The following is a 14,395-nucleotide window of genomic DNA, read 5'->3' as shown; positions in this document are numbered from 1 at the left end:
AAGGGCTTTTGTGACACTAATAGCGGGGCTAGGAAATCCTGGCTCCAAATATGAAAACACTAGACATAATATAGGCTTTATGCTTATAGATCTCCTAAAAGACTCAAATTACAAAGATGTTAGCTCAGCCAAATTCCAAGGCGAAGTTTTTAAATTTAATGACATTATCTTGCTAAAACCAACAACCTTTATGAACCTCTCAGGACAAAGTGTAAAAGCGGTCAAAGATTTTTATAAACCAGATAGAATAATCGTAATACACGATGACCTTGATCTTAGTTTTGGTGCAGTTAAATTTAAAAAAGGCGGCAGTAGCGGCGGCCATAACGGCATAAAATCGATCGATGGACTAATAGGCAATGACTACGAAAGGGTGCGTGTTGGCATTGGGCACCTTGGTGATGCTAAAAATTTTGTTCTTGGAGAGTTTAGTGATGAGGAGAAAAAGGCTTTAGATGAAATTTTAGCCTACACAAAAAATACAGTTTGCGAGCTACTAAAGAGTGACATCAATGAAATTTCGCAAAAATTTACGATAAAAAAAGGTCTTATCAAATGAAACTATACGCCAGATACGTTGGCTGGGTCTATATAAAATCTTTTCTTGTCGTATTTTTAGCACTTGAACTATTTTATGTAGGCATTGATCTACTTACAAATTTAAAAGATCTGCCACCATCTGCTAACCTTCAGCTCCTTTATGTTGGGCTTACATCACTTAGCGCTATTGGTTATGTTTTGCCACTTTCGCTCATTTTTGCACTAATAATTTTACATGTAAATATGGTCAGATCAAATGAGCTAATCAGTTTTTATGCGCTTGGCATTAGTAAAAATAGCTTAATTTTTCCACCATTTTTTATTGCACTTTTTATAACTATTTTTTATGTTGGCTTAAATTTTACTCCATTTGCCTATGCACACGACTATCAAAAAAGCATCGCTAAAAATACGGCTTTCTCAAAAAGCACAAATGATTCGTTTTTAAAATTTGAAGGCAAATTTATCTACATAAAAGAGCTAAATTCTGTGAATCAAATAGCAAATGATGTTAGAATTTTTGAGATAAATGGCACAAATTTACTCTCAACTACATTTGCAAATCACGCTAATTTTAAAGACAATGAGTGGATTTTAAAAGATGTTAATCAAACTCTTTTGCCTCAAATTTTAGAGCTTGGTGAGGCTGGTTTTAATAAAATACAAAGTGAGAACTTAGATGCATTAAAAGGCTTTAAGCCAAAGAGTATTGAAAGCGCTGCTAGTGTTGAAAACTCAAAATTTAATATCCCAGATGCGATAAATTTTATAAAGACATTTAAGAATGAAGGCATCGGCCTTGATAGCGCAAAAACAGCTTTTTACAACCTTGCTATTGCACCATTTTTTGCACCATTTTTGTTGCTCATTTTTTACTATCATTTGCCTGTAACTGGTAGATTTTTTAATCTTGCACTTTCGACTTTTATTTTTGTTGTGATAACTCTTGTCGTTTGGGGACTGCTCTTTATTCTTGCAAAATTTGCACAAACTTCTGTGATATTGCCAGAAATCGGCATAGTTTTGCCAGTTATTTTACTTTTTGTATACGCCATTTATCTCATAAAATCGCATCGTTAAGCCAAATTTTGGTAAGCTTTTTGTAAAATCAAGCCATTTTAATAAAGGCTATTTTATGGATTTTAAAGAGCTTGCAAATAGATACAAAACCCCACTTTACGTTTATGATTTTAACTACATAAAAAACCGCTATGAAGCACTAAAAAATGCATTTTTTGCTAGAAAATCTCTCATTTGCTATGCGGTGAAAGCAAACTCAAATTTAAGTGTTTTAAAATTTCTAGCTGATCTTGGAGCTGGATTTGATTGTGTTAGCATTGGCGAAGTAAAAAGAGCGCTTTTAGCAGGTGCAAAGAGATATCAGATCATTTTTAGTGGCGTTGGCAAGAGCGATGATGAGCTAAAAGAGGCTTTGAAAAATGAAATTTTACTCATAAATGTCGAGAGTTTTGCTGAACTTTTAAGACTTGAAAAAATCGCAAAAGGGCTAAACTTAAAGGCAAGAATTAGCATTAGGGTAAATCCAGGTGTCGATGCAAAAACTCACCCATATATCTCGACAGGGCTAAATGAAAATAAATTTGGCGTTGATGCCGAAACAGCTAAAAGAATGTACATCCACGCTAAAGCTTCAGACTCTCTTGAGCCAACTGGCATACACTTTCACATCGGATCTCAGCTAACATCACTTAGCCCGATAATTGATGCTGCAAATATCGTTAGTGAGCTTTTAAGAGAGCTAAGAGCACTTGAGATAGATATCAAATTTTTCGATGTTGGTGGCGGACTTGGCATCATCTATAACGACGAAAAAGAGATAAATTTATATGACTATGCTCAAGGAATTTTAGCTGCACTAAAGGGTCAAGATGTGACCATAGTTTGCGAGCCAGGACGCTTCATAGTGGGCAATGCTGGCTATTTTGTCGCAAGCGTTTTATATGAAAAATTTAACGGCAAAAAGAGATTTGTCATCACTGATGGTGCGATGAATGATCTTATTAGGCCAAGTCTTTATGGTGCTCATCATGAAATTTTTGTTTGTGGCAAGGATAAAAATTTAGGCACTTGTGACGTGGTCGGTCCAGTTTGTGAAAGTGGCGACTTTTTGGCAAAAGATATAGAGTTGCCAGAGTGTGAGAGTGGAGATATTATTGTGGTAAAAGGTGCTGGAGCTTATGGTTTTAGCATGAGCTCAAACTACAACACAAGAAACAGAGCCGCTGAAGTTTGCGTGCTTGATGGCAAAGATAGGCTGATAAGAAGACGAGAGAGCTTTGAAGATGTCGTGGCACTTGAGAGAGAATTTTTGGAGAGCGCTGATGCAAGAGCTAAATGAGCTTAGAAAAGAGATCGATGCGATTGATGATCTCATCTTAAATAAACTAAATGAAAGGATGATTTTAGTTGAGCAAATCGGCAAGCTAAAGCAAACTAGCGGAACGCCTATATATCGTCCTGAGCGTGAGCGAGCTATTATAAACCGACTAACTAGTCTTAGCAAAGACAAAGCTTTAAATAAAGCTGCTATTGAAGCCATTTATCTTGAAATTTTTGCTGTAAGTAGGAATTTAGAAATGCCTCAAAAGATCGTCTATCTAGGGCCTGAGGGCACTTATACGCATCAGGCGGCTCAGAGTAGATTTGGTGCGATGAGTTCATATTTGCCACTTGCGACCATCGAAGCAGTTTTTACAAAACTAGCTCAAAAAGAGGCAAAATACGGCGTTGTGCCTATTGAAAACAACACCGAAGGCGCTGTTGGCGCTACGCTTGATTGTTTGAGTAAATTCAGTGATATAAAAATAGTTGCTGAGCTTTATGTGGATATCCATCACAGCTTTGTTAGCATAAATGAAAATTTAAAAGAGATAAAGCGAATTTATTCACATCCGCAAGGGTATAATCAATGCCGTAAATTTCTAGAAGATCATATGCTAAATGAAATTGAATTTGTCCCAGCAAAATCAACCGCAGCAGCTGCATACATGGCATCAATGGATAGAAATTCAGCTGCCATTTGCTCAAAGATCGCAGCAAAAATTTACAATGTGCCAATCGTCTATGAGACGATTGAAGACAATATGGCAAATAGAACGAGATTTTTGATTTTAAGCGATTTTAAAAACGCAAGAGTTGAAAACTCAAAAACTTCGATCCTTGCAAAGACGGATCACAGTCCAGGACGCCTTGCTGATCTGCTTTCTATCTTTAAAAATGAAAATATAAATATCACAAAACTTGAGTCACGTCCTATCAAGCAACGTGAATTTAAGTCAGTGTTTTATCTTGATTTTGAAGGGCATATCGACGATGAGAAGGTACAAAATGCCTTTGAACTCGCAAAAGAGAGTGGCGCTGAGATAACATGGCTTGGAAGCTATTTAAATGGAGATGAGTAATGAAATTTAATGACTTTTTAGATGATCTAGTAAATTACGAGGCTGGAAAGCCAATCGAGCTTGTAGTTAGAGAATTTGGCATCGAAGCAAAAGACGTGATCAAGCTAGCCAGTAATGAAAATCCATTTGGTACAAGCAAAAGAGTGGAAGAGGCATTAAAAGAGGTCGCTAAGAACGCACATCTATATCCAGACGACAGCTATTTTGAGCTAAAAGAAGGGCTGGCTAAAAAATATGATGTTAGCAGTAAAAATTTGATAATCGGCTCTGGAAGCGACCAGATCATAGAGTATGCACTGCACGCAAAAGCAAACAAACAAAGTGGCGTTTTGATGGCTGGTGTGACCTTTGCAATGTATGAAATTTATGCAAAGCAAACTGGAGCAAAAATTTATCGCACAAAGAGCATGGGACACGATCTAAATGAATTTTTGGAAATTTACAACGCAAAAAAAGATGAAATTTCAGTCATTTTTCTATGTATGCCAAACAACCCTTTGGGTGAGTGTTTAGATGCTGAAGAGATATTTAAATTTATAAAAAAGATCGATGAAAATACACTTGTGGTGCTTGATTGTGCCTACAACGAATTTGCAAAATTTAAAGATAGCAAAAAAGAGATAAGGCCAAGCGATGTGGCTAAGCTTAAAAATGTCATCTATCTTGGAACATTTTCAAAGGCTTACGCACTTGGTGGCATGCGCGTGGGATACGGCGTGGCAAATGAAGAGATCATAGGCGCACTTTCAAAGCTAAGAGCCCCATTTAACATCACAACTCCAAGCCTAAGAGCTGCGATAGTAGCACTTGGAGATGATGAGTTCGTGCAGCAAACCATGCAGAATAATTTCGAGCAAATGAAGAGATATGAGGAATTTGCAAAGCAAAATGGCATAGAATTTATCCCAAGCTATACAAATTTCATCACTTTTAAATTTAACGAGCTAAAATCAAGCCAGATATGCGAAAAGATGCTAAAAAAGGGTATAATTTTGCGAGATCTAAAAAGCTACGCCTTAAATGCGGTGAGAATCACCATCGGTCTTAGCTGGCAAAATGATAGAGTTTTTGAAGAGTTAAAGCAAATTTTAAAGTGGGAATATGGATTTTAAAGCATTACTTCATCAAATAAGTCAAATTTACCAGAAGCTTTCATTAAAGCAAAAAATCGTTGCAGCTAGCTCTATCGTCTTGGTCGTGGCATTTTTGGTATTTTTAACACTTTATAAAAGCAAAAATGAAAATTTTGCAGGTTATAGCGTTCTTTTTGAAAACATTAGCCCAAATGATTCTGCCTTAATACTTGATCAGCTAAACAAAGATGGCATTAAATATAAATTAGCAAACGAAGGCACTATCCTTGTACCAACGAGTGATGTTTATAAAGAGCGCATCGCTGTTGCAACGCTTGGAATACCAAAAGAGAGCAAAATCGGCTTTGAAATTTTTGATAAGCAAGAATTTGGTGCGACTGATGCCGAGCAGAGAGTAAAATTTCAAAGAGCGCTTGAGGGCGAGCTAGCTAGAACGATCGAGAGTCTTTCTTCTATCCAAAAAGCGACTGTTCGTATCGCTATCCCTAAAGAGAGCGTCTTTACTGAAAGACAAGCACTTCCAACAGCGTCTATCGTTGTTGAGCTAAAGCCAGGCGTTAGCCTAAACGCAAAGCAAATTTTTGGTATTAAAAACCTTGTCGCTGCCTCTGTTACAAACTTAAGCACAGAAAATGTAAAGATCGTCAATCAAGATGGCGTCGCACTTGGCGATGAAGACGGTGAGTTTGATAGTGACGCTATAGCTCAGCAGATCCGCTATAAGCGCGAGTTTGAAAATAATTATGAGCAAAAGATCGTAAATGTGCTAGCTCCTATCGTGGGCGGTGCGGACAAGGTCGTAGCAAAGGTAAATATCGACTTTGACTTTGACAAAAAAGATACAAAAAGTGAAGTTTATGACCCAAATAACGTCGTTAGAAGCGAAAGCAATATCGAAGAAAAGCGTCAAGGCTCAGCACCAAATGAAGTAGGTGGTGTCCCGGGTGCAGTTAGCAACATTGGCCCTGTTCAAGGACTTGATGATAGCACTTTAAAAGAGCAGTACAATAAAAGCTCACAGCAGACAAACTATGAAATTTCAAAGAAAGTAACAAGCATCAAAGGGCAGTTTGCTAGCATAAACAGAGTGAGTGCGGCTGTCGTTATAGACGGACTTTATCAGAGTAAAAAAGATAGTGATGGCAAGCCAACTGGCGAGCTTGAATTTGCCCCACTTACCAAAGAGCAAAGAGAGTCAATCACAAATTTAATCAAACAATCAATCGGCTATAACCAAAATAGGGGCGATGAAGTAAGCTTAGATAACTTTGAGTTTAAAACTGGTAAAGATATAAGCACTAGCGAGAAGATGGATGGCTTTGTGAATAACTATGTAGTGCCATTTATGCCGCTACTAAAATATATTTTTGCAGCATTGTTGCTCTACATCTTCTACAAAAAAGTTATTGTGCCATTTATGCAAAAGATGCTTGAAGAGACAAAAGAAGAAGAGGAACAAGTTCAAGATGGACTTGAAGATATTGAGGTAGATGCTGAAGATACACTTGAGAAATTTAAAGCTGCTCGCAAAAAGGTCGAAGAGCAACTAGGACTTAGTGGCGAGTTTAATGAAGATGAATTAAAATACGATGTTTTACTTGAGAAAATGAGAGCGGTCATCACAGAAAGAAATGAAGAGATAGCAATGCTACTTCAAGATATGGTAAAAAATGACAGCGACTTTAATATGCGTAAGGAAATTTGATGTCAATAAAGCTAAATGACAAGCAAAAAATGATATATGATGATCTATCGATGCCTGAAAAGATTGCTATTTTGCTGATTCAGCTTGGCGAAGAGGCAACTGCTCTTATATTTTCTCACATGGATGTTGATGTCATCACTGAAATTTCAGGCTATATCGCAACTGCGAAAAATATTGATAAGCAAGTCGCAAGTGCCGTACTAGAAGAATTTTACGCGCTAATGCAGTCAAATCAATATATGAGAAGTGGCGGTTTAGAGTACGCAAAAGAAATTCTTTACCGCACATTTGGTCCAGAGGCTGCTCAGAAAATTTTAGATAAGCTTGCAAAAAGCATGGAAAACTCAAAAAGCTTTGGCTATCTTGATAAGATAAAACCACAACAGCTTGCAGACTTTATCATAAAAGAGCACCCTCAAACCATAGCGCTAATACTAGCTCACATGGACTCAACAAGTGCTGCTGAAACGCTTAGCTTTTTCTCAGATGAGTTAAGAAGCGAAGTTGTCATTAGAATGGCAAATCTTGGTGATATTAGCCCATCGGTGATTAAGCGTGTTTCAACCGTACTTGAGGGCAAACTCGAAAGCCTTACATCATACAAAGTCGAAGTTGGCGGTCCAAGAGCTGTGGCAGAAGTGCTTAATAGACTTGGACAAAAAGCCAGCAAAAGCACGATTGAGCGTATCGAACAAAGCGATGATAAGCTCGCAACAACGATCAAAGAGCTTATGTTTACCTTTGAAGATATCATTAACCTTAATGCAACTGCGATTAGAGAAATTCTTAAAAATGTCGACAAAAAAGACCTTATGGTCGCATTTAAAGGCTCAAGCGATGGCATAAAGGATAAATTTTTATCAAATATGTCTCAGCGTGCAGCAGAAGCCTTTAAAGAGGAGATGCAATATCTTGGTGCGGTGCGTGTAAAAGATGTTGAAGAGGCTCAAAGACGCATAGTAGAGACAGTGCAAACTCTAGCTGATCAAGGTGTGTTCCAAGTCGGCGAAGCAGATGAGATGATAGAATGAAAAGCAGCGTAATAACCAGTGAGACTTCTCCAGCTCACTTTATAGAAAATTACAGATTTAAGGTACTTGGAGTTGGAGAGCGAGCCGCAGATAGTGCTCCTGTATTGATAGAGGAAAATAATCTTAGTGAAGAGCTAAGCGAGCAAAATTTTGCACAAAAAGGTGAAAATTTCATTCCTCAAGCTAGCCATCAAACGCAAACAAACTCACAAAACCACTTTGCTTCTCAGGCTCAAAGTCCACAAATACAGCAAGCAGGCGAGTCGAGCTTTGTTGAAGAATTGCTTAAAAAAACAGATGAGCTAAGTAGCAATATCATCAAACTTCAAATGCAAATAGAAAATCAAGAGAGCGAATTTGCTAAACGCCTTGAGGCTGAAATTTCTCGCGCAAAAGAGGATGGTAAAAATGAGGGTATCGCCCAGGCAAATGCGGCAAATGAAGCAAGAATAAATGAACTTGAGGCTAGATTTAGTGCTTCAGCTACAAAGCTAGATGAGCAGTATGTTAAATTTGATGAGTTTTTAAAGAAGATCGAAGAAGAGCTTGGGCAAACTGCTATAAAAATCGCAAAAGAAGTAATCGATAAAGAAATTTCAGCCTCTTCAAATCAGATCGCTCATCATCTAGCAAGCTCGCTTATAAAAGAGCTAAGTAATGTCAAAAATATAGAAATTCGCGTAAATCCCGAAGATAGCGAATATATAAAAGAGCAATTTAGCAAGAATGAGCACGTCAAAATAAGCGCTGATGATGCTATAAGCAAAGGCGGTGTGGTTATTATAAGTGATGGTGGCAATATCGATGCAACTATGCAAACAAGGCTAGAAAAACTAAAAATGCTGGTAAATAATGAATAAAGACGTTAAAAGTTTAGATGTTGATGAACTAAACGCACTTTGTCATGATATCAGGGATAAAATTTTAGCCACTGTTAGCAAAAATGGCGGTCATCTTAGCTCAAACATCGGTGCAGTTGAGATCATTGTAGCGATGCATAAAATTTTTGATGTGACAAAAGATCCATTTATTTTTGATGTAAGCCATCAAAGCTACGCACACAAACTACTAACTGGACGCTGGGAGAGCTTTGATACGCTTAGAAAATTTAATGGTATCAGCGGCTATACAAAGCCAAGCGAAAGTAAATTTGACTACTTTGTAGCAGGACATAGCTCGACGTCTATATCTTTAGCAGTTGGTGCTGCAAAGGCGATAAAACTTAAAAACGAAGATCGTATCCCAGTAGCTGTTATAGGCGATGGCTCACTAAGTGGCGGAATGGCGTACGAGGCGCTAAATGAGCTGGGGGATAGAAAATATCCTTGCGTCATCATCCTAAACGACAACGAGATGAGCATAAGTAAGCCAATAGGCGCACTTAGCAAGTATCTAAGCCAGATGATGGCAGGACAGTTTTATCAAAAATTTAAAGGCAGGGTTGAGAAATTTCTAAGCTATATGCCAGATTCGGCCGCATATATGGCTAGACGTATCGAAGAGGGCATTAGACTCATCACTCCTGGTATGTTTTTTGAAGAGCTTGGGCTTGAGTACATTGGCCCAGTTGATGGACACGATTTAGGCGCGCTTCTTAGTACATTTGAGACGGCAAAAGGTATGAAAAAACCAGTCATCGTGCATGTGCAGACACTAAAGGGTAAAGGATATGAATTTGCTGAGGGTTACTATGAAAATTGGCATGGAGTTGGACCATTTGATCTAAAAAGTGGCGAATTTATCAAAAGACAGTCAAATAAGTCAGCCACGGCGATCTTTAGCGAGCAACTATTAAAAATGGCAAGAGAGCATAGTGATATTGTAGGTGTCACAGCTGCGATGCCAACAGGCACTGGCATGGACGCTTTGATACAAGAATTTCCAGATCGTTTTTGGGACGTAGCGATAGCCGAGCAGCATGCAGTTACCTCTATGTCAGCCATGGCGAAAGAGGGCTTTAAGCCGTTTGTTGCGATATACTCGACTTTTATGCAAAGAGCCTACGATCAGGTCATTCACGATGCTTCTATTTTAAATTTAAACATCACATTTGCGATGGATAGGGCTGGCATTGTGGGCGAGGACGGCGAAACGCATCAAGGTGCGTTTGATATTAGCTTTTTAAATGCTGTGCCAAATATGGTTCTTTTTGCCCCAAGGTGTGAAGAGAGTATGAAAAATGTTATGGAATTTGCCTACTCTTACAAGGGTGTTAGCGCATTTAGATATCCGCGCGGAGCATTTATATTAAGAGATGAGTTTAAGGCTAAACCGCTTGAGTTTGGCAAGGGTGAAATTTTAGCTGATGTAAAGAGTGATATCGCATTTTTAGGCTATGGTAACGGCGTTGGCAGAGCAAATTTGGTCAGAAATTTACTAGCTGACAAGCTTGATGTGATATTGGTTGATCTCGTCTTTGCAAAGCCGCTTGATAGTGAGCTTTTACTGGATCTTGCAAAACGCACTAAAAAGTGGTACATCTTTAGCGATAGTGCCAAAAAAGGCGGTATTGGCGAGATAGTAAGTGCATTTTTACAAGAAAATAAAATTTCAAATATAAGCGTCATTAGCTTCGAGTATGAAGATAAATTTATCCCACATGGTTCAACCGCCGAGGTTGAAAAACATCTTGGTATAAGTGCCGAGCAGATTACCAAAAATTTACTAGAAAATAATTAATATCATTTAATAAAGTAACGTTTAATATTATTTTTGCTAGCATAAGCCAAAATAAAAATAAGGAAAAGCACTATGCAATACGTATCATTATTAAAGCAATCCGGGCTAAAAGTCACGCCACAGCGCCTTAGCGTTTTAAGAATTCTTGATCGCCACACGCACCCAACGATTGATGAGCTTTATGATGAGATTTTAAAAGAGAGTCCATCGGTTTCTCTAGCAACGGTTTATAAAAATTTAAATACTTTAAAAGACGAAGGTCTCGTAGTCGAAGTAAATATCGTCAATCAAAAGGCTAGATACGACATCTACGAATATCCACATATTCATGTTGTCTGTGAAAGCTGTGGAAGCGTCGAGGACGTGAGCTACGATGAAGCTGAGCTTGGCAAATATCAAGAGGCACTAGAAAAGAAGATTGGAAATATAATAGAACGTCTAAATATCGTAGCTAGCGTAAAAAGCTGTAAACACTGTAAATAAAATTTATGTTGCTATTTAGCAACATAAATTCCATCTTTTTTCCTAATAAAAATACTTTTAAAATAAGCCTAAATTTAGCATTTTTCTCATTGTTTTAAGCACTAACTTGCTAAAATGAACAAAAAAATTTGGAGAAAAATGTGAGTTTGGAGATAGAGCGTAAATTTTTACTCAAAAATTCTCAAATTCTAGATTTTTTAAAAGAAGCTGGAGTAGTTTTTAAGCACCTTGAAATTTCTCAATTTTATACCAAGATAACGCAAAATGAAGAGATCCGCTTTCGAAGTGAAGAGGATAAATTTATAAAAACTGTAAAGATTGGTAAAGATCTAATCAGGGAAGAAAATGAAGAATTTTGCGAAAAAGCGGAGTTTAAAAAGGCTCTTAAAAACCGCATCGGTAGCGTCATCTTAAAAGATAGATACATTTTTAAATTAAATAACAATCCTTGCAATATCGATATTTTTAAAAATGAACTAAACGGGCTTTGTACATTTGAAATCGAATTTAGCGATGAAAATGAGGCCGTCTTTTTCAAACTACCACCATTTTTAGAAAATTTTTGCCTAAGTGACGTAACTTGTGATAAAAGATATAAAAACAAATTTCTTGCCATTCATGCTAATGAAAATGAACAAATTGACTACAAAAGAGCCTATAAGATCATAAAAGAAAAAGAAATTTTGCCAAATTTTGCTACAAATCTAAAAAGCGGCGAGGCGCTAAGAGTCCTTTTCGTTAGTATTTTTAAAGTAATAAAAAGGCTAAAAAGCCAGTATTTGATAGATAAAGATGAAGAAGTTTTGCATGATCTTCGCGTAAATTTAAGAAAGGTTAGGTCGATCCTTAAAATTTTTAGTGGCGTTTTTGATGAGAAAGTGACACTTTTTTTTGGTGAGAATTTTAAAATGCTTGCAAACTCGACAAACAAAAAGCGAGATTTGGATGTATTTTTGAGCTTTTTAAACGAGCAAAAACATGCAAACGAGCCTATATATTTTGTAAAAAAGGCTCTAGATTTAGAGTATGAAAATGTAAAAAGCTACCTTGGTGACGAAGAAAACTACGCATTTTTAAAAGAGTGGGAGATATTTTTAAACGAGGGTGAATTTTATAAGTCAAAACTCTTTGATGTAAGCCTTTCGCGCCTTGGTTCGTTTAAGCTTAGAACGCTTTTGGTTTTAGCTCAAAAAAGGATAAAAAGCCTTAATCAAGACTGCCCAAATGAGAGCTTTCATGATCTTAGGATAGAGCTTAAAAAGATGAGATACACATACGAGTTTTTATGTGAAATTTTTTATTTTGAAGGGCTTAAAAAGTATGAAGAGAAGCTAAAGCAGATGCAAGAAATTTTTGGCAATCTTCAAGACTATGACGTTTGGCTCGGCATCCTTAAAAGACTTCCAGAAATGCCAGATAAAGAGAGGCTAGAGAGTAAAATTTACAAGCAAATTTATAAAAGTAGAGAAGAGATACTAAAAAAGCGTCTTAAATTTATAAAAGTAACTCGCAAAATTTCAAGAAATTTAAAAATTTACTACATATAAAAGGGCAAATTTATGCAAAAACAAGAAAAAATCGTTGATATGTTTAACCAGATCGCTCCGACTTATGACGTCGCAAACAGGGTGCTAAGTCTTGGTGTGGATGTGAGCTGGAGGAAATTTGCCTGCAGATATATGCTAGAAATTTTTAAAAATAAAAGCATAAATATTGTAGATGTAGCTTGCGGTACTGGCGATATGATGGGGCTTTGGAGTGAAATTTCAAAAGAATTTGGCGTTGAGATAAAAAGCCTTACTGGTATCGATCCCTCAAGTGGTATGCTAAAAGAGGCTAGGGCAAAATTTCCAAATTTTAAATTTATAGAGGCCTACGCTGACAACACTACGCTTACAAGTGGCGAGGCTCAAATTTTAAGCATAAGCTATGGTATCAGAAATGTGGTTGAGCGAAAGGCTGCGCTTAGAGAGTTTAACAGAGTACTTGCTCTAAATGGCTACGTAGCCGTGCTTGAATTTACAAAACGCCAGAAAAAGGGGCTTATAACCTCGCTAAGAGATTTTTACCTAAGTAAAATTTTGCCAAAAATTGGTGGCTTTATCTCAAAAAATAAAGAGGCATACGAGTATCTGCCAAGCTCGATAGAAAATTTCTTGGATGCAAAGAGCTTTTGCGATGAGCTAGCCACTGCTGGCTTTGAGATAGAGCTTTGTAAGGGCTTTAGTATGGACATCTCGACGCTATTTATCGCCAAAAAGGTCAAAGAGATCAATGCTTAGCGTATCTGAGCTAAACGAAAAAGCAAAGGCGCTGCTTGAAGCGACACTTGACTATGTCGAGGTAAGTGGAGAAATTTCGCGCCTTACTAAGCACGCTTCTGGGCACTGGTACTTCACGCTAAAAGACGAAAAGTCAAGCATCTCAGCTGTGATGTATCGTATGAACAACCAAAAAGTGAAATTCTTGCCAAAAGATGGCTTGAAGGTCAAAATTTATGGCAAAGTGACTATTTATTCGCCAAGTGGATCGTATCAGCTAGTGGCTAGTGCGATGCTACCAGATGGCGAGGGTGAGCTTGAGCTTGCGTTTAGGCAGCTTAAAGAAAAGCTCGAAAATGAGGGCCTTTTTGATATCGGCACAAAAAAAGAGATACCAAATTTACCTAAAAAAATAGCCCTTGTCACAAGCGCTACTTCGGCGGCACTTCAGGATATGTTAAAGGTCGTGACGAGTCGTTGGAAATTAAGCGAAATTTATATCTTTGATGCCTTAACTCAAGGTGAAAATGCCCCAAGCTCGCTCATAAAGGCTTTAAAAAGAGCTGATAGATACGGCGTTGATGTGATCGTTTTAGCTCGTGGAGGCGGCAGCAAAGAGGATCTTTGGTGCTTTAACGACGAGGGCTTGGCGCGTGAAATTTACGCCACCAAAACGCCAGTCATAAGCGCTATTGGACATGAGATAGACTATGTTATAAGCGACTTTGTAGCAGACCGCAGATCGCTTACGCCAAGTGCAGCTATGCTTGATCTGCTACCTGATGAAGAGGCTTTTTTTCAGTATCTTGATAGGCTCAGCGATGATCTTGATAGCGCTTTAAGCTTAAAGATAACCAAAAAGCAAAATTTGCTAAATTTACTACTTTCTAAATTTTCATCAAACGCTCTAAAAGCTAGGATCGAGCTAAAATTTAGCGAGGTGACAAATAAGCAAAATGCCATAGCAAATGCTGTCCAAAGAAAAATTTTAGTCCTTAGCTCAGCCCTTAACTCGCTAGAGAAGGCTTATGAGATGAGGGAGCTCTTTTTTGAGAGTACAAAAGGGCTTATCGAGGTTAGAAAAGATGGCAAGAGAGTTGATCTTAGGGATTTAAAAATAGACGATGAGATAGAGCTTATCTCGCAAAATACACATAAAAAAGCAATTATCAAGGAGTAA

General features: G+C 37.6%; 13 protein-coding genes. All 13 read left to right on the top strand.

The genetic code is table 11. The annotated features are described in order from the left end of the window. Window positions 1-10 precede the first annotated feature (10 nt). The 13 genes from pth to xseA all read left to right on the top strand — a co-directional run bounded on the left by pth (window position 11) and on the right by xseA (window position 14,395). On the top strand, window positions 11-559 hold the full coding sequence (gene pth, locus CVT17_RS07125; RefSeq protein ID WP_107776346.1) for an aminoacyl-tRNA hydrolase: 549 nt from the start codon (window positions 11-13) through the stop codon (window positions 557-559). Next, the gene (locus tag CVT17_RS07120) at window positions 556-1,620 is read left to right on the top strand and encodes an LptF/LptG family permease (protein WP_107858512.1); all 1,065 of its coding nucleotides are present in this window, start codon (window positions 556-558) and stop codon (window positions 1,618-1,620) included. The genes pth and CVT17_RS07120 overlap by 4 nt, the downstream gene beginning before the upstream one ends. 55 nt (window positions 1,621-1,675) lie before the next feature. Continuing rightward, entirely contained in the window at window positions 1,676-2,899 is a 1,224-nt protein-coding gene (lysA, locus tag CVT17_RS07115) for a diaminopimelate decarboxylase (protein WP_107770687.1), read from the top strand. Continuing rightward, window positions 2,883-3,962 (top strand): prephenate dehydratase, encoded by a 1,080-nt coding sequence (gene pheA / locus CVT17_RS07110; RefSeq protein ID WP_107770688.1) that lies wholly within the window; start codon window positions 2,883-2,885, stop codon window positions 3,960-3,962. The genes lysA and pheA overlap by 17 nt, the downstream gene beginning before the upstream one ends. Next, a complete protein-coding gene (hisC, locus tag CVT17_RS07105; protein ID WP_107770689.1) occupies window positions 3,962-5,074 on the top strand; it encodes a histidinol-phosphate transaminase in 1,113 nt (370 codons plus the stop codon). The genes pheA and hisC overlap by 1 nt, the downstream gene beginning before the upstream one ends. Further along, complete coding sequence (gene fliF / locus CVT17_RS07100; RefSeq protein ID WP_107770690.1) at window positions 5,064-6,761, top strand: flagellar basal-body MS-ring/collar protein FliF; 1,698 nt, start codon at window positions 5,064-5,066, stop codon at window positions 6,759-6,761. Before hisC ends, fliF begins: the two co-directional genes overlap by 11 nt. Further along, window positions 6,761-7,792 carry a flagellar motor switch protein FliG gene (fliG, locus tag CVT17_RS07095; RefSeq protein ID WP_021091747.1) on the top strand — a complete coding sequence of 344 codons (1,032 nt, stop codon included), beginning with the start codon at window positions 6,761-6,763 and terminating at the stop codon, window positions 7,790-7,792. Before fliF ends, fliG begins: the two co-directional genes overlap by 1 nt. Further along, entirely contained in the window at window positions 7,789-8,652 is an 864-nt protein-coding gene (fliH, locus tag CVT17_RS07090; RefSeq protein ID WP_107770691.1) for a flagellar assembly protein FliH, read from the top strand. Before fliG ends, fliH begins: the two co-directional genes overlap by 4 nt. Further along, on the top strand, window positions 8,645-10,471 hold the full coding sequence (dxs, locus tag CVT17_RS07085; protein ID WP_107770692.1) for a 1-deoxy-D-xylulose-5-phosphate synthase: 1,827 nt from the start codon (window positions 8,645-8,647) through the stop codon (window positions 10,469-10,471). Before fliH ends, dxs begins: the two co-directional genes overlap by 8 nt. A 72-nt stretch (window positions 10,472-10,543) precedes the next feature. Beyond that, window positions 10,544-10,954: a Fur family transcriptional regulator gene (locus tag CVT17_RS07080; RefSeq protein ID WP_107858511.1), complete on the top strand. Its 411-nt coding sequence runs from the start codon at window positions 10,544-10,546 to the stop codon at window positions 10,952-10,954. Window positions 10,955-11,094: 140 nt separating this feature from the next. After that, window positions 11,095-12,501: a CHAD domain-containing protein gene (locus CVT17_RS07075; protein WP_223155869.1), complete on the top strand. Its 1,407-nt coding sequence runs from the start codon at window positions 11,095-11,097 to the stop codon at window positions 12,499-12,501. 12 nt (window positions 12,502-12,513) lie between these two features. Next, window positions 12,514-13,236, top strand: a complete 723-nt coding sequence (gene ubiE / locus CVT17_RS07070) for a bifunctional demethylmenaquinone methyltransferase/2-methoxy-6-polyprenyl-1,4-benzoquinol methylase UbiE (protein WP_107770693.1) — start codon at window positions 12,514-12,516, stop codon at window positions 13,234-13,236. After that, window positions 13,229-14,395 carry an exodeoxyribonuclease VII large subunit gene (gene xseA / locus CVT17_RS07065; RefSeq protein ID WP_107858510.1) on the top strand — a complete coding sequence of 389 codons (1,167 nt, stop codon included), beginning with the start codon at window positions 13,229-13,231 and terminating at the stop codon, window positions 14,393-14,395. Before ubiE ends, xseA begins: the two co-directional genes overlap by 8 nt.

The sequence above is a fragment of the Campylobacter concisus genome (assembly GCF_003048775.2).
GTDB classification, from domain to species: Bacteria; Campylobacterota; Campylobacteria; order Campylobacterales; family Campylobacteraceae; genus Campylobacter_A; species Campylobacter_A concisus_I.
This window is presented reverse-complemented; position numbering and strand designations above follow the sequence as displayed.